The 15,978-nt window shown below is 60.8% G+C and carries 15 protein-coding genes; 9 read left to right on the top strand and 6 right to left on the bottom strand.

The genetic code is table 11. From position 1 onward, the window contains the following. The first annotated feature begins 109 nt into the window (after positions 1-109). The 4 genes from J6524_RS23590 to J6524_RS23605 all read left to right on the top strand — a co-directional run bounded on the left by J6524_RS23590 (position 110) and on the right by J6524_RS23605 (position 4,544). A complete protein-coding gene (locus J6524_RS23590) occupies positions 110-1,003 on the top strand; it encodes a branched-chain amino acid ABC transporter permease (protein ID WP_225674944.1) in 894 nt (297 codons plus the stop codon). Positions 1,004-1,103: 100 nt separating this feature from the next. Further along, entirely contained in the window at positions 1,104-2,177 is a 1,074-nt protein-coding gene (locus J6524_RS23595; RefSeq protein WP_225674946.1) for a branched-chain amino acid ABC transporter permease, read from the top strand. Positions 2,178-2,236: 59 nt separating this feature from the next. Further along, the gene (locus J6524_RS23600) at positions 2,237-3,517 is read left to right on the top strand and encodes an ABC transporter substrate-binding protein (RefSeq protein WP_225674948.1); all 1,281 of its coding nucleotides are present in this window, start codon (positions 2,237-2,239) and stop codon (positions 3,515-3,517) included. A 190-nt stretch (positions 3,518-3,707) separates the two neighbouring features. Further along, positions 3,708-4,544 carry an ABC transporter ATP-binding protein gene (locus J6524_RS23605; RefSeq protein WP_225674950.1) on the top strand — a complete coding sequence of 279 codons (837 nt, stop codon included), beginning with the start codon at positions 3,708-3,710 and terminating at the stop codon, positions 4,542-4,544. A 14-nt stretch (positions 4,545-4,558) separates the two neighbouring features. Here the strand turns inward: J6524_RS23605 and J6524_RS23610 are convergent, their stop codons facing one another. Next, the gene (locus J6524_RS23610; RefSeq protein WP_225674952.1) at positions 4,559-5,713 is read right to left on the bottom strand and encodes an AGE family epimerase/isomerase; all 1,155 of its coding nucleotides are present in this window, start codon (positions 5,711-5,713) and stop codon (positions 4,559-4,561) included. 95 nt (positions 5,714-5,808) lie between these two features. On the opposite strand from J6524_RS23610, the gene J6524_RS23615 reads away from it, so the two are divergent. From J6524_RS23615 to J6524_RS23625, 3 genes are all read left to right on the top strand, one after another. Next, positions 5,809-7,032: a phenylacetate--CoA ligase family protein gene (locus J6524_RS23615; RefSeq protein WP_225674954.1), complete on the top strand. Its 1,224-nt coding sequence runs from the start codon at positions 5,809-5,811 to the stop codon at positions 7,030-7,032. 610 nt (positions 7,033-7,642) lie between these two features. Further along, positions 7,643-8,539, top strand: coding sequence for an NAD-dependent epimerase/dehydratase family protein (locus tag J6524_RS23620; RefSeq protein WP_225674957.1), 897 nt, complete (start codon positions 7,643-7,645; stop codon positions 8,537-8,539). 127 nt (positions 8,540-8,666) lie between these two features. Further along, positions 8,667-9,167 carry a D-glycero-alpha-D-manno-heptose-1,7-bisphosphate 7-phosphatase gene (locus tag J6524_RS23625; RefSeq protein ID WP_225674959.1) on the top strand — a complete coding sequence of 167 codons (501 nt, stop codon included), beginning with the start codon at positions 8,667-8,669 and terminating at the stop codon, positions 9,165-9,167. Between the two features lie 141 nt (positions 9,168-9,308). Here the strand turns inward: J6524_RS23625 and J6524_RS23630 are convergent, their stop codons facing one another. Then, positions 9,309-9,929 (bottom strand): hypothetical protein, encoded by a 621-nt coding sequence (locus J6524_RS23630; protein WP_225674961.1) that lies wholly within the window; start codon positions 9,927-9,929, stop codon positions 9,309-9,311. 68 nt (positions 9,930-9,997) lie between these two features. On the opposite strand from J6524_RS23630, the gene J6524_RS23635 reads away from it, so the two are divergent. Together J6524_RS23635 and J6524_RS23640 are read left to right on the top strand one after the other, a co-directional pair. Continuing rightward, positions 9,998-11,218 (top strand): glycosyltransferase family 4 protein, encoded by a 1,221-nt coding sequence (locus J6524_RS23635; protein ID WP_225674963.1) that lies wholly within the window; start codon positions 9,998-10,000, stop codon positions 11,216-11,218. 90 nt (positions 11,219-11,308) lie between these two features. Beyond that, the gene (locus tag J6524_RS23640) at positions 11,309-12,622 is read left to right on the top strand and encodes an aminotransferase class III-fold pyridoxal phosphate-dependent enzyme (protein ID WP_225674965.1); all 1,314 of its coding nucleotides are present in this window, start codon (positions 11,309-11,311) and stop codon (positions 12,620-12,622) included. On the opposite strand, the gene J6524_RS23645 is transcribed toward J6524_RS23640, so the two are convergent. From J6524_RS23645 to J6524_RS23660, 4 genes are read right to left on the bottom strand one after another with little or no spacing between them, the layout of a single operon-like run. Then, on the bottom strand, positions 12,623-13,288 hold the full coding sequence (locus J6524_RS23645; RefSeq protein ID WP_225674967.1) for an LbetaH domain-containing protein: 666 nt from the start codon (positions 13,286-13,288) through the stop codon (positions 12,623-12,625). Between the two features lie 4 nt (positions 13,289-13,292). After that, complete coding sequence (locus tag J6524_RS23650) at positions 13,293-14,069, bottom strand: imidazole glycerol phosphate synthase cyclase subunit (RefSeq protein ID WP_225674969.1); 777 nt, start codon at positions 14,067-14,069, stop codon at positions 13,293-13,295. 13 nt (positions 14,070-14,082) lie between these two features. Further along, positions 14,083-14,721 carry an imidazole glycerol phosphate synthase subunit HisH gene (gene hisH, locus J6524_RS23655; RefSeq protein ID WP_225674971.1) on the bottom strand — a complete coding sequence of 213 codons (639 nt, stop codon included), beginning with the start codon at positions 14,719-14,721 and terminating at the stop codon, positions 14,083-14,085. Between the two features lie 51 nt (positions 14,722-14,772). Next, positions 14,773-15,954 carry an N-acetyl sugar amidotransferase gene (locus tag J6524_RS23660; RefSeq protein ID WP_225674973.1) on the bottom strand — a complete coding sequence of 394 codons (1,182 nt, stop codon included), beginning with the start codon at positions 15,952-15,954 and terminating at the stop codon, positions 14,773-14,775. Positions 15,955-15,978 lie beyond the last annotated feature (24 nt).

Below are 15,978 nucleotides of genomic sequence, written 5' to 3' on the forward strand. Positions count from 1 at the left end.
TGCGCGGGCTTGACCCGTGCATCCATCCTCTTTCGAAAAAGCGCCGCTTTAGGCGACGGATCGCCTGGTCAAGCCCCGCGATGACGAGTTGCAAGTTCGGTACACCAGCATGAACACCCAGCTTCTGATCCAGCTCCTCGTCAACGGCCTTGTGGTCGGCACGCTCTACGGCGTGGTCGCGATGTCGTTCGTGCTGATCTACAAGGCCACGCAGGTGGTGAACTTCGCTCAGGGCGAACTATTGCTGATCGGCGCCTGGGTGTGCTGGTGGCTGCTCACCAAATATCAGGTGCCGTTCTATCTGGGCATGCCGATCACGCTGGTCTTCATGTTCCTGTTCGGCATCGCCATCCAGATCGTCATCTTGCGCCCGATGATCGGGGAGCCGATCATTTCCGTGATCATGGTGACGATCGCACTGTCGACGGTGTTTTCGGCGCTGATGAAGTGGATGTTCGGCGTCAACCTGCAGCCGTTCCCGCGCATTTTCCAGACCCAGAATGTCAATATTCTCGGCCTGCAGGTGCAGACCGTCTATCTGATGAGCCTTGCGGTGTCGGTAGCGATGATGATCGGCATGGCGTGGTTCTTCCGCTTGTCCAAATACGGTCTTGCGATGCGCGCCACCGCGTTCAACCAGCAAGTGGCACAATCGCTCGGCATATCAGTGAAAAGCGTGTTTGCGATGGCATGGGCGATCTCGGCGACCGTCTCCGCCGTCGCGGGCGTGGTGGTGGCCGTCGTCAACGGCGTTTCGGCCGGCCTCTCCGCCTATGGCGTCAAAGTTTTTCCAGCGGCGATCCTCGGCGGCCTCGACAGTGTCGCAGGCGCGGTGCTGGGCGGCATCATCATCGGACTGTTGGAAAACATCGCGCATTTTCTCGACAGCGAATATCTGCACTGGGGCAATCTTTATGAGATCGCGCCGTTCTATGCGCTGATCATCATCCTCATGATCAAGCCGTACGGCCTGTTCGGCACCAAGGACATCGAGCGGGTGTAGGCATGATCGCCGAAAAGTGGAAACCGGTTTTCGGTAACGATCATGCCCAAACAAGAGGCGGGCCAGTGAAGCATTTCAACCGGTACGGACGGTAGAGCCCATGGCAGGACAGACCCTCATTCCCGCCGGCGACTTCCGCACCTCCTATGCGGCGGATACCACCGTATTTCCGACCACGAACAGCCGCAACGCGATGATCGCAGGCATCGTGCTGATCTGCTTTGCGCCTTACGTCGTCAACGCATACATCCTCAGCCTCTTGATCCAGATCGGAATCTTCGGGATCGCGGCGCTCGGCCTCAACATCGTCGTCGGCTTCACCGGCCAGATCTCGATCGGCCATGCTGCCTTCTTCGGCTTTGGCGCCTTCACCTCGGCCTATCTCTCGAACCGGTTCGGCATCCCGGTCTTCTTCTGCATTCCGCTCGCGGGCGTCGTGACTGCTGCGGTCGGCCTGATCTTCGGCCTGCCCGCCGCGCGGCTGAAGGGGCTCTATCTCGCGATCGCGACGCTCGCCGCACAGTACATCCTGCTCGACTTCTTCGCGCGCGCCGAATGGTTCACCGGCGGCAGCGTTCCGGCCAGCGCCGAGCCGTTCTCGATCTTCGGCTATACGCTGCGCGGCGATAAGCAATATTTCTACGTCGTGCTGGCCTACGTCATCGTCTGCTACCTCCTGGTCACCAACCTGATCCGTACGCGCGACGGCCGCGCGCTTGTCGCAGTGCGCGACCACTACCTGTCCGCCGAGATCATGGGCATCAACCTGACCAAGTACCGGACGCTGTCGTTCGGCCTCGCCGCGTTCTTTGCCGGCGTTGGCGGCGGACTCTATGCGCATTACAATCTAGTGGTCTCCAACGAAGGCTTCGGCATCGATCGCTCGATCATCTTCCTGGCGATGATCATCATCGGCGGGCTTGGCTCGATCATGGGCACGCTGATGGGCACGGCGTTTATGGTGCTGCTGCCGGAATCGATGGAATGGCTCAGCGTCGCGCTGCGCGGCAGCCCGATCGACCAATTTCTGGGACTAAAGAACAACATCGCTTTCTTGCGCGAGATGGCCATCGGCGTGATCATCATCGTCTTTCTGGTGTTCGAGCCGGATGGACTTGCGCATCGCTGGCGGCAGATCAAGGCATACTGGAAACTCTACCCGTTCTCGCATTGAGGTCGGAACGGGGGCGGACAACGAGAAGACCTCGAGAAGTAACCGGGAGGACTATGTCCATGACGATGAAGACTCTGTTGAGCACAGCCTCGCTCGCTTTGCTGATGAGTAGCACCGCGGTATCGGCCCAGGCGCCGATCGCGCTGGGGCATCTCACCGACTATTCAGGACCAACTTCGGACGTCGGAACGCCGTTCGGACAGGGTGTCGCCGACACCTATGCATGGATCAACAAGAGCGGCGGCATCAACGGCGCCAAGGTCAACCTCGATACCGTCGATTACGGCTATCAGGTGCCGCGCGCGATCGCCCAATACAAGAAATGGTCGGGCGCCGACAAGGTCGCCGCCATTCTCGGCTGGGGAACCGCTGACACCGAAGCGCTGACGGGTTTCCTGGCGCAGGACAAGATCCCGGATATCTCGGCATCCTATGCCGCAGCGCTCTCCGATCCGACCGGCGCCGGCGGAAAGGCCAAGCCGGCACCCTACAACTTCTTCTATGGCCCGAGCTATTCGGACGCACTTCGCGGCATGCTGACATGGGCCGCCGAGGACTGGAAAGCCAAGGGCAAGCCCGGCAAACCGAAATACGTTCATATGGGCGCCAACCATCCCTACCCGAACGCGCCGAAGGCGGCCGGTGAAGCCATTGCCACCGACCTCGGGTTCGAAGTGCTGCCGCCGATCGTGTTCGCATTGACGCCCGGCGACTACAGCGCGCAGTGCCTGACGCTGAAGAGTTCGGGCGCCAACTACGCCTATCTCGGCAATACTGCGGGCTCCAACATCTCCGTGCTCAACGCCTGCAAGGCGGCCGGCGTCGACGTGCAGTTCCTCGGCAACGTCTGGGGCATGGATGAGAACGCCGCCAAGGCTGCCGGTGCTGCCGCCGACGGCGTGGTGTTTCCGCTGCGCACCGCGATCGCCTGGGGCGGCAACGCGCCTGGCATGAAGACGTTCATGGAAATCTCCAAGATGTCGGACGCGGCCGGTACCGCCTACCGTCCCGTGCATTACCTCGCCGGCGTCTGCACCGCGCTCTACATGAAGGAAGCCGTCGAATGGGCTGCCAAGAACGGCGGCGCCACCGGCGAGAACGTCAAGAAGGGCTTCTACCAGAAGAAGGATTGGGTGCCCGCCGGCGGCGAAGGCATCTGCAACCCCTCGACCTTCACCGAGACGGATCACCGCGGCACGCTCAAGGTTGATCTTTATCGCATGAAGGTTGCCGGCGCGACCGATGCTCCGCTCAGCGATCTCGTCAAGAACGGCGGCATCAAGCTGGAGAAGGTGAAGACGATCGACCTGCCGCGCAAGCCCGAGTGGCTGGGTTGGTGAGGTCGGGAAACGCCTCCGCGGGCGCTCCTCGCTCAACTGTCATCCCCCGCGAAAGCGGGGGATTCAGTACGCCGCGGCTTCTCGAGCGATCGCAGGCCTCTCTGGAATACTGGATCACCCGCTTTCGCGGGTGATGACAGCCATGGGTGAAGTGGAAGCGCACTCCACCATTAGCGCTGGGATCAAGAACATGACTGAAGCAACCACGATCAATCGTCCTGCGGCAGCAGCACAAACCGCCCCACTGCTCAACGTCCGCAACATCGAGGTGGTCTACGACAAAGTCATCCTGGTGTTGCGCGGCCTCAGCCTTGAGGTGCCGAAAGGCGCGATCGTGGCGCTGCTCGGCGCCAACGGTGCCGGCAAGTCGACAACGCTGAAGGCGATCTCGGGCCTGCTCAAGACCGAGGACGGTGAGGTTATCCGCGGCGAGATCTTGTTCGACGGCGAGCGCATCAACGGCATCGATCCCGACAAGATCGTCCGCCGCGGCATCTTCCAGGTGATGGAGGGACGCCGCATCATCGCCGACATGACGTCGATTGAAAACTTGAAGCTCGGCGCGTTTACCCGCACCGACAAGGAGATCGCCGACGACATCGACATGGTGTTCAGATATTTCCCGCGGCTCAAGGAGCGCACCGGGCTGGCCGGCTATCTCTCCGGCGGCGAACAGCAGATGCTGGCGATCGGCCGCGCGCTGATGGCGCGCCCGAAGGTGATCCTGATGGACGAACCCTCGATGGGCCTGTCGCCGCTGCTGGTGAAGGAAGTGTTCTCCATCATCAAGGAGATTAACCGCGACCTCGGCGTCACTATTCTCCTGGTCGAGCAGAATGCGCGCGCCGCGCTATCGGTCGCGAGCCACGGCTACATCATGGAACAGGGCAAGGTGGTGCTCGACGGCACGGCCGGTGAATTGCGCGACAACGAGGACGTCAAGGAATTCTATCTCGGCGGCGCCGGCGACCAGCGCAAGAGTTTCAAGAACCTGAAAAGCTTCAAGCGACGAAAGCGGTGGCTGTAAGCAAATTCAGATGCTCATCCGAGCACCTGCTCCGCTTCGGTGACCGCGCAAAGAACATGATAGAACGAAGACGCAGGAATGGTGGCGACCAGCGAGTTGCCGTCGCTGTCGAACTGGTCGTACCAGCCGCCCGCAACGGGGTGGCTGAGGTAATGCCTTTCGAGCCGCGCCAACGCCGCGCGCGCTTCAGCCGCGGCCCCCGCCTCGCCCGACTTGGCCTGCGCGATCCACGCCTTGGCAATCTCGGTTTGCGGCCACAGCCGCCGCGTATGCCGCCTGATGTTGCCGCTGGCATCGCCCTCGTCGATCAGGCAGCCGGTCGCTTCGTCGCGATAGCGCAGCGCCGAGGCCAGCAATTCACCGCGGTAGCGTCCGGTCGGGCAGCCGGTGATGCGTTCAAAGCCTTTGAGCAGCCACGCCCACTCCGCCTGATGGCCCGGCTCGACACTGACGGGCTCGATCTTCGACAAGTCTTCTTCAAAATACTCGCCCAGCACCTGCCGCTGCTTATCGTAGAGGTTGGCCAGAAAGAGGCTAAAGAAGTTGCCGGCCCGGTTCTGGAACACAAGGTCATGCGTCGCGTCGAAGGCGGCAATCATCGCTTCGAACAGATGCATGTGCGGATTCTGCCGTCGCGGCATCGAAGGCGGCAATCCTTCGTGAACACCGCCATGCGGCGAGCGCAGCTCCGTCTCGATGAAGTGACACAGCGCGTCGATCTCGGTGCGGACCTGCGCATCGCGATCGAGACCGTAGGTGGTGGCGAGTGCGAGCAGGATAAAGGCGTGATCATAGGAGTCGCGCAGCGGATCCAGCACGGACCCATCCGGCGCCAACGTATGGACGAAGCCCGGTTTGCCGTCGGGAGCTTTTGCTTTGGCCAGCAGATGCTCCAGCCCCTTCAGCGCGATCGCGCGGCCCTCGGGATACCAGCCCAGCTGCGCGGCCTTGGCGTAGCAATAGATCTGGCGCGCCTGCACAAAAACCCGGCGCGGCGCCAGGCTATCTGCACGGCCATCCGGACTGAGCCTGTCAATGAAGCCGCCTGCCTTGTCGTCCCAGCCTACGGTGGACCACAGCGGCAGGCAGTGGTCGATCATGCGAAGCTTCAGCCTCGCGACGATATCGGCCGAAGCATCTTTTGCCGCAGCGGTTTGTCTTTCAGCCATTGCGTTCCCTGGAACACGAGCAACACCGTTAGAGGCCGTCTGATAGCACGTCAGCGGCGGCACGCAATCGGCCCCTTCTTGCGGGATCATCAGCCATGACCGATTATTATGACGCCCTTGAAACGCGAGAGCCGGCGAAACGCGATGCTGAGCTTTTCTCACGGCTACCGGAGGCCCTGCGCCAGGCGATGGCCGCGCCGGCCTATGCCGAGCGCCTGAAGGGCGTCGATCCCGCTTCCGTGACCAGCCGAGCCGCGCTGGCGCGCCTGCCGGTGCTGCGCAAGTCGGAGCTCCCTGCCCTTCACAAGGCAGCGCCCCCCTTCGGCGGCTTCGTGGCCGCGCCAATTGGGTCGTTCGGGCGGTTGTTCACCTCGCCCGGACCGATCTTCGAGCCCGAGCCTGTTCATGCCGACCCCTGGCGCGGCGCGCGGGCGCTGTTCGCGGCGGGCTTTCGTCCCGGCGACGTCGTGCTGAACACGTTCAGCTATCATCTGACGCCCGGCGGCTTCATCTTCGACGCCTCGGCGCGGGCGCTGGGCTGCGCGGTGATCCCGGCCGGGCCCGGCAATACCGAGCAGCAGTTCGAACTGATCGAGGCCTACCGGCCGATCGGCTATAGCGGCACACCGGATTTCCTGAAGATCCTGCTCGACGCCGCGGCAAGCGCAGGCCGCGACGTTTCCTCGATCAAGCGCGCGCTGGTATCAGGCGCGGCCTTCCCGAAATCGTTGCAGGATGAAATGAAGTCACGCGGCATCGATGCCTATCAGGCGTTCGGCACCGCCGACCTCGGAATGGTGGCCTTCGAGACGCCGGCCCGTGAGGGGATGGTGGTCAACGAGGACCTGATCCTGGAGATCGTCCGCCCCGGCACCGGCGATCCGGTGGCGCCTGGCGAGGTCGGCGAGATCGTCGTCACCTCGCTCGACCCCCACCATCCCTGGATCAGGCTCGCGCTCGGCGATCTCACCGCAACGCTACCCGGGACGAGCCCCTGTGGACGCACCAACCTGCGCATCAAGGGCTGGATGGGCCGGGCCGACCAGACCACCAAGGTCAAGGGCATGTTCGTGCGCCCCGAACAGATCGCCGAGATCGGCAAGCGCCACTCCGAACTCGGACGGCTGCGTCTCGTCGTCACGCGATCCGGCGAGAGCGACGTGATGACGCTGAAGGCGGAGACGGCATCGGCTGCTGCAAATCTGCGCGACGAACTCACCGCAACATTGCGTGCGGTGACCAAGCTCGGCGGCAATGTCGAGCTCGTCAGCGTCGGGTCTCTGCCAAATGACGGCAAGGTGATCGCGGACGAGCGGTAGTTCACTCAGCGCGCTAAATCGTGAACCTGTCGTAGCCGGTCAGGATTTTCATGTCGAGGTTCTGATAGGACGAAAACTGGTTAAGGACATCGTGTGTCGTTCGCTTAATTCGGCACTGTAGACACAGGTGTCACCGGATCGGGACGAGACTGACACCCGACGATGGCGGGAGGACGATCGCAAGAACAAAGTTGAAGAGCACATGCGATCTCGAGCTAACGAAGCGGCCATGCCGAGACCGCGAGGCCAGACGCGGCGGCCGCGTCGGGCCGGCGCCTGTCAGAGGGAACCCGCTTTCTCATATTCAGCTTTTCTACAGAATCGTGACACGCTCTTAGACTACCTAGATTCCAGCTTGTCCACCGCAGCGGCATGCGACGACGTCACTATCCTCAGGGAACAAGCTTGCCTTGGCTCGAGGAGTTCCCTTGCTAAACCCGTGGTTGGCCAGACGCGATTCGGGCGGCTATATTGGCCCTCGCGGGGCTCCAGCCCAGCGCTCAATATTGCGGATTTCATGCAGCAGAAAATTTTGCCAGAGCCTGTCGCCGGGCTGTCGATTTCACAAGCGACGCGTGCTGTCGGTCCGGCCGGACCACAGGAGAGCGCGATGGCGCGCGATAGCCTCAACGCAGCCAAAGCAAGAGTGCTGGTGACCGGCGCCGATGGGTTCGTCGGACGCCATCTCGTTCGTCACCTCGGCCTGCAGGGATACAAGGTGATTGCGGCATCACGGGCAGCCTTCGCTTTCGATGGTCCGAACATCACGCCTGTGTCGCTTCCGGATCTCTCGGGATCGTTCGACTGGCAACCGCTTCTTTCGCAATGCGACGCCGTGGTGCATCTGGCCGGTATCGCGCACAAATATGCCGATGACAGCCTCTACGATCGCATCAATCATCGCGCGACCTCGGTCCTCGCGCGAGCGATCTCCCGCACCGGTGACAAGCATCTGGTATTCGTTTCTTCGATCGCCGCTCAGTCCGGCGCTCATGCGGACCACGAGCTGACCGAAGAAGACTTTCCAACGCCTCATAATGCGTATGGACGTTCCAAGTTCGCAGCCGAACAGGCGATTCGCGCGTCGGGCATTTCATTCACGATCTTGCGGCCGGTCGTGATTTATGGTGAGGGCGAAAAAGGAAACTTCGCAATCATTCACCGGCTTTCGCGCCTTCCTATCCCGCTGCCGTTCGGGGCACTGAGCGCGCAGAGATCCGTCCTCTCAATCCAGAACTTCAACTCCGCGATCGAGATAGCGCTCAAGAGCCCCCTCGCGAAGCGGGAAACCTTCATCGTATCGGATCCGAAGCCGGTAACGGTCGCAGATCTCATCGCGCGGGACCGCACTCGCGTGGGCAGATCACCCGGGCTGATCCGGGTGCCCGAAAACTGCATCAGGGCGGCGCTCAAGGTAACGGGCCAGACCGGAATATGGGAACGGATCGGGCGACCTCTGGTCGCTCCTCCAACCAAGCTGCTGGCAATCGGCTGGGAGCCATCTTGAGCGAATTGCGCTCACGGCGGCAGCATGGTGTCACACTGCCCCGCAGCAAGACCCGCCCGCAGCGCTCAAATACGGAAATTGAGTCAAGACAGTCCCGGCGAGCAATCCGCGCCTCCAAGGCAACGAAATGAAGAGACCAGCAATATTCTTCGACCGGGATGGAGTACTGAACGAGGACAGTGGTTACGTATTCGAGATCAGCAAGCTGAAATGGATTGATGGCGCACGCCAGGCAATAAAAGCTGCCAATGATGCTGGTTACTTTGTATTCGTCGTCACAAACCAATCGGGCATCGCCAGGGGGCTCTTTGAGGAAACCCACGTCGAAGCATTTCATCAGGCGATGATCGACGACCTGGCCAAAATTGGAGCCCACATTGATGCGTTCGAATATTGTCCTTATCATCCCGAGGCGTCGATAGCGCGATATCGCCAGATGAGCGCGCGACGCAAGCCCGCTCCCGGCATGATAATCGATCTGTTGGAGCGCTTTCCGGTGGATGTCGGCCGTAGCATTCTCATCGGCGACAAGCCTACCGATCTGGAAGCAGCACAGGCGGCCGGAATAAAGGGATATCTGTTTGCGGGCGAAAACCTCGAGCGGTTCGTGAGCTCGATCCTGGAATGAGTCCTGACATGTGTTGCAAGATCTAAAAATGGATGCGGCGCCAAATCGTCAATTCTTCTGGCGCTTGCAGACGAACGATGAGCTTCGAGGACGCCGTCAGGACTGGTCAATAAATGGCATGACCCGCACGTGGCGCATCCCCTAATGTTTTCCAGATTGAGGAGGTCTAACCACCCAATAAGCTCTGCCATTGGTCATCGGGTTGGTATTGTCGCTTGAAGACCAGTACACCGTTGTGCCGTTCTTTCTCCAATGAGAAAATCGGCCGCCGCCCAGATGGGCGATATCAGGATGATTGCTGTGTGCCGGTCCGAGACGTGTGTTATTCTCATAAAGTTCGATAGTGGATTGCGTATTGTTGTCCTCGGAATCGGCTAACTCGTCGAACAAGTTGTACCTTTCTTTCGCTACCGCGAATTTTGAGCCTTCGAACTGCGCAAAAGGCGGCACGAGCCGGATCTTCTCACCCGGTACGTCGGGACCAAACGCGAAGTATGGATTTGGCGTGTAGGTTGCCTGCAGCCAATGTGCCGCAGCAAAATAGAAGCCAAATGCAGCGATGGCGCAGGCGAGCTTTCTTACCTTGTATCGGATGATCATAGGAACAGTGGCAACGGAACGGCATCTATAGCACCAGGTTTGTGCCGGCAAAAGCCGTTCGGCACCTGATGGGCTCCGCACCGGCTCGGCTTGCAGCGGAGAACTCCGCTGGACGAGAGCCTCAAGGTCGCGTACCGAACCTGTCTTGAGGAAAACGGCCATTCGATGCAAGGGGCTCTCGATGACGGCGCGCAGCAGGCATTCATTTCGAACAAGTAGCTCCTGACACTATGGAAACTTCGTCAAAGCTGGTCATAGCGACCCAGTTTTACCCGCCTGATAAGAGCACAACGGCCGTCTATCTTGGCAAGATCGCAGAAGGTCTCGCCGCGGAAACCAACGTAACCGTACTTGCCGCCACGCCCAATTCAGCATCACGCCGCGCGGGCGCTGCAAGTAATCCAACTGTAATCGAAATAGGCAACTGGAATCCAAAAAAAACTGCCTTGATCCAGCGAAGCATCGCTGTTTGCGCGCTCGCGGTTCGCATGTTCTTTTCAGTACTGAGGCGAGCCAGATCAAAAGATGTCGTCTTCTGCGTTACAACTCCGTTCACTCTCCCCTACGGCGTGGTGCTAGCGGCGAAACTGCGACGTGCCAGAACGCTGTTGCTCATTTACGACCTGTATCCCGAGGCACTTGAAGCGGCGGGTTTTGTCAAGCCCGCTTCCATCGCGGCGCGCCTGTTGCGCTTCGCGAACGGACTCCTGTTTCGGTGCCTGGATAGCATCGTCGTGATCGGCCGGGACGTGCCTCCCCTGCTCGCGCGCTACAAGGGGGTAGCGCCGGACAAGATCCAGCTCATTCCCAATTGGGTTCTGCTCCCTATCGGTTACCGGCAGATCGACCCTCGGAACAGATTCCGTGCGCAGCTGAATTCAAAGTTCGTCGTCGGGCTGTCCGGCAATCTCGGTTTCACTCACGCGCCAGCGACGGTTTTCGAGGCCGCCAAACTGCTGAAGTTGGAAAGGGACATTCACTTCCTCCTTTCCGGATGGGGCGTGGGCTGGAAAGAGCTGAACGATCTGGCAACCCGCGAAATGCTCGACAACGTCACCATACTTCCCCCTGTGCCGCAGGAGGAGCTTGTCGAGTTCTTGTCTGCCGCAGATGTATGGGTGATCCCCTATCGGCGGAACATCGCTGGCGTATCAATCCCGAGCCGCCTTTATAATCTGCTTGCGGTCGGTCGGCCGGTCATCGTTGCCGCCGAAGCGCATTCGGAGGCGGCGATCGAACTTAGCGAGGAAGCGATAGGCTGGGTGGTACCGCCAGAGGAGCCGCCGCAACTTGCGCATACCATCAGAGAAGCAGCGAGAGATCGTTCAGCGACAGAACAGAAAGGACGTCGTGCAGCTGTCGTGGCTGAAAAATACGGTGAGGAAGCCGCGCTTATGCGTTACCGCGCTCTCGTTAACGCCTTGAAGGAGCGAGGCGGCGTGCACTCCTAAATCCATCTGACGGCGCCCTGCCCAGAACCCTGACACCTTGTCGGGCGGAGGGCTATAAGGTATCCCCAGACAGCTGGGCGGGAGATTTGAATGTCAGGAACAAGTCAGCAACTTTATCGGCGCGCGCGCGCGGTTATGCCCGGCGGCACGCAGCTGCTGTCAAAGCGTCCGGAAATGTTCCTGCCCGAGCAGTGGCCGACCTACTACAAATCGGCCAAGGGCGCCGAGGTCGTCGACCTCGAAGGCAAGACTTATCTCGACATGAGCTATTGCGGCATCGGCGCCACCATCCTGGGCTTCGCCGATCCCGATGTGAACGCCGCGGTCAAGACCGCCGTTGAAGCGGGCTCGATGTCTACACTGAACTGCGCCGAGGATATTGAACTCGCGGAGCTTCTGATTGAGTTGCATCCCTGGGCGGACATGGTCCGTTTCGGCCGTGCCGGTGGCGAAGCAATGGCGATCGCGATTCGCATCGCGCGCGCGGCGACCGGTCGCGACATGGTGGCATTTTGCGGCTATCATGGCTGGCACGACTGGTATCTCAGCGCGAATCTCGGCGAGACCACCACCCTCGACGGCCACCTGCTTCCGGGCCTCGACACCAAGGGTGTGCCGCGCGGCCTCGCCGGCCTGATGCATCCCTTCCACTTCAACAGGCTCGACGAGATCGAGGCGATCGTTGCCGCGAATGGCGAGCGGCTCGCCGCGATCGTGATGGAGCCGGTACGCTCCAGCGAGCCTGAGCCCGCCTTCATCAAGGGCGTCCGCGCACTCGCCGACCGTTGCGGCGCTGCGCTGATTTTTGACGAGGTGACTTCGGGATTGCGCATCAATTCCGGCGGGGCGCATCTCGCCTATGGCGTCGACCCTGACATTGCGGTGTTCGCGAAGGCAATCGCCAACGGCTTTCCGATGGCGGCGATTGTCGGTCGCGCGTCGGTGATGGATGCCGCGCAGGAAACCTTCGTCAGTTCGACCGCGTGGACCGAACGCGTCGGTCCGGTCGCTGCCCTTGCGACGTTGCGCAAGCATCGCGAGCAGAACGTCGCCAGACATTTGATGCGGATCGGCACCCGCATCCAGAACGGCTGGACCGAGGCGTCACAGGCGACCGGCATGCCGCTGCACGTCTCCGGCATCGCCCCGCTCGGGCATTTCGCCTTCGATCTGCCCGATGCGCAGGAGGTGCGCACGCTGTTCACGCAGATGATGCTCGACCGTGGCATTCTCGCCACCGGCTCGTTCTATGCGATGTGGACGCATACCGACGCCCATGTCGACCGCTACCTGGAAGCCGTGACCGAGGTGTTCCGCGCGTTGCGGACCGCGATCGACCAGAAGGCCGTCAGGCAATTGTTGCGCGGCCCGGTGGCCCATTCCGGATTCAAACGACTGACCTGATCAGGGGTCCACGCCGAAAATATCGCGTCTCACGTTGCGCGACGTCGGCGAGCGCGCGGCCTTCGGATAGATGCCGTGCAACACGCTGTCATCCGCAAGCGTCCCGCCATCGATGATGATCGCCCCTGTCGATACGAAGGTATTGCCGCCGACGACGGTCTTTCCGATCACGCGGCTGCCGCCATACATCACGATGCCGCGGCCGAACGAGGGATAGTCGTTCTCGAGGTTCGCGCCGACCGTGCAGTTGTGATAGCAGATGAAATAGTCTGAATATCGTGCGCGGCCAAGCACGGTGCCGACCGGATGCTGGACCGCGAACACGTCGGGCAGTTCGACCTCATAGAACGCATCCAGCGCATGCAGCGCCTTGTTGAGCGCATAGGCCTTGTCGGCGACGGGATGGCCCGGCCGCTCGCGGAACGCACTGTTCGCGAGGTAGTAGAGAAAGATCGCGTATTGGTCGGAGTGCCAGTGCGAAAACCGCGCCTCGCCATTGGCGAAGAAGCCTTTCAGCCGGACGCGCGAGAAGCAATGCTCGATCCGGCCAAGCGCGATATCGACGAACTTCGGCAGGTCGCTGAGATCGGAACCATCCGGAAACAGGTTTTCGAACTGCTTTTGCACATAGCGGGCGAGATCGCGGCTAGCAAGCGAGAGCTGCACGGTGCTAGTTCCTGCTGGAGAAGCTCGCCCGCACCTCGAGGCCGCGCGAGAAGAGATGGCTGCGCAGCTTGATCGGGCTGTGATCGGTGAACAGGAACATCGAGGAGATCGCCACGGCCGACGCGCCGGCTTCCAGCGCATCGATCGCATGCTGGAGCGAACCGCAGCCCCCGGAGACGATCAAGGGCACGCTCAGGATATTGGCGGCCTTGTGAATCATGTCGAGATCGTAACCGCTCATGGTGCCGTCACGGTCGATGGAGCCGAGCAGCACTTCTCCACAATGCATATCCTCGCACCGCCTCGCCCACTCGATCGGATCGAGCGCGACATGCTCGCGGCCGCCGTCGATGAACACGGTGGCGTGACTTGGGCTGATCCTCTTGTAGTCGATCGACACCGTCATGCACTGGTCGCCGAAAGTGCGCGCTGCCTCGCGCAGGAATTCCGGGCGGCGCACCGCTTCTGAGTTCACCGAGACCTTGTCGGCGCCGGCGCGCAGCAGCATGTTGACATCGTCGAGCGTCTTGACCCCGCCGCCGACCGTAAACGGCATGAAGATCTCTTCCGACATTCGTTCGATGATCTCGACGACGCGGCTGCGCGAGGCCGCGCTCGGCACGATGTCGAGCACGATCAGTTCGTCGACACCGTAGTCGTTGTAGACCTTTGCCGTCGTCACCGGATTGCCGGCGGCGCGCTCGTTGTCGAAGAAGCGGGTATATTTGACGAGCCTGCCGTCACGCAGCAGGAATTTTGGGATCAGGCGCTTCTTCAACATCGGCGGGCAGCGCTCAAGGCTTCCAGCGCAGGAAATTGCTCATCAGCTCAATTCCGCTGTCCTGACTCTTCTCGGGATGGAACTGGGTGGCGGCAATATTGTCCTTGGCGATGATCGCGGTCACCCGCTGGCCGTATTGGGCGTAGCCGACCACATCACTCGGCTTGTCGCAACGCATGGCGAAGCTGTGCACGAAATAGAACGCCAGATTGCCCTCGCGGATGTTGGCGAGGATCGGATGATCGCGTTCTTTCGCAACCATGTTCCAGCCCATGTGCGGGATCTTGAGCGCGGGATCGTTCGGCATCAATCGCACGACGTCGGCGTCGAACCAGCCGAGCCCGCGATGCCGCACGCCGTCATCGGCATGTTCCTCCGAAGTATTGGCGAGGAGTTGCATCCCGAGGCACACCGCAAGGAACGGCTTTCCCTTCTCGCGCACATGGCGCTCCAGAAGTTCGTCGATGCCGCGAGCGCGGATATTGAGCATGGCATCGCCGAATGCGCCAACGCCCGGAAGGATGACATGGGAAGCGTCCGCAATCGCATCCGCCTCATGGGTCACGATCGGGTTGAAGCCGCAATATTCGACGGCGTTGCGCACCGACCGAACATTGTTGATGCCGTAATCGACGATTGCTACGTCTGACATCGCCCCGCTCCCCTCAGGCGCCCGGGCAGCGCCTGCCATTCAGCTCCTCGACTAACCCTTACCACCACCGATCTCGACGCCCGGATGGTTCGGCCACGGCACCTGCGTGCGGTCCCACTTGTCCATATCCGGCATCCGACGGCCGGGCTCGACCTGATTCGGCGAGAATTGCCACGGACTGACTTCATGCTTGATCGCAATGCCCAGGAACTGCTCCTCGGATAGTTGCAGATAATCCAGGAATAGATCGAGGCTCGGCGGCCGCTTGCCGTCATATTCGCGCACCAAGGCCTCGCCCTGCTCGCGGGTCAAGCGCTTGTTGCGGATATCGATATTGGCAAGGTGGTTCGTCCGCCCCATTCCGCGCTTGATATATTTCAGGTAGTCGCGCACGCCCTGGAAGAAGCACTCGATCTTCTCGTAGTCGTATTCCGGCGGAATGCCCTCGACTTCCTGGCCCTTCCAGCCGAGCTCGCTCTTGATGATGTCGACGTGCTTCTTGGTGTCCCATTTGATATAGCTGCCGAGGCAGACCGAGCGGCACTTGATCCGCATCAGTTCCTTGCGCGGCGGATAAACGAACGGATAGAGGTCGCGCTTGGCGACGCGGCCGCCCAAGAACTCGTACATGTCATCGGCGGTGATGCCGAGGTTCATGGCACGGTTGAAGCGCTTCTCATCGACCTCTTCCATCTCGTCGTAGGAATAGAACGACTGATATTCAGCCAGACTCTCGCCCCAGATCAGAAGCGGGGTCTCGTAGCGAATCGCGATCTGCATGGTATGGGCATAGATGCCGGTGTGGCAGTGCCAGCAGAAGTCGCCGCGGCGCTTCAACGATTCCAGCATCAATTCGCGGACTACGTGCCAGTTCGGCGTAAAGTTCAGGACGTCCACGCCGAGCTGCTTGAAGACGCTGGTGTTGTTCTCTTCGACCAGCGGCCGGTAGAACCAGTGGTCGAAGCGCACTACCAGGGGTTTCAGGCCGAGCTTGCGAACCACGTACCAAAGCTGGAACACGCTGTCCTTGCCGCCCGAATAGGGAACGATGCAGTCGTAAAGGCCCTTGTCACGATATTGGCCGACCAACTCCTGGAGTTGCTTGTAACGGTCGTCCCAATCGATCTGGGTGTCGCGGACCTCGATTTGACGGCAAACGCTGCAGGAGCCGGATTCGTCGAACGATGTCGCCTCCGCCGTTTCCGGCAACAAGCATTTGCTACAGCTCAACATTTCGAAGATTCTCGCAATTGCATG

It is taken from the genome of Bradyrhizobium hereditatis, from assembly GCF_020329435.1.
In the GTDB taxonomy this organism is placed as follows: domain Bacteria; phylum Pseudomonadota; class Alphaproteobacteria; order Rhizobiales; family Xanthobacteraceae; genus Bradyrhizobium; species Bradyrhizobium hereditatis.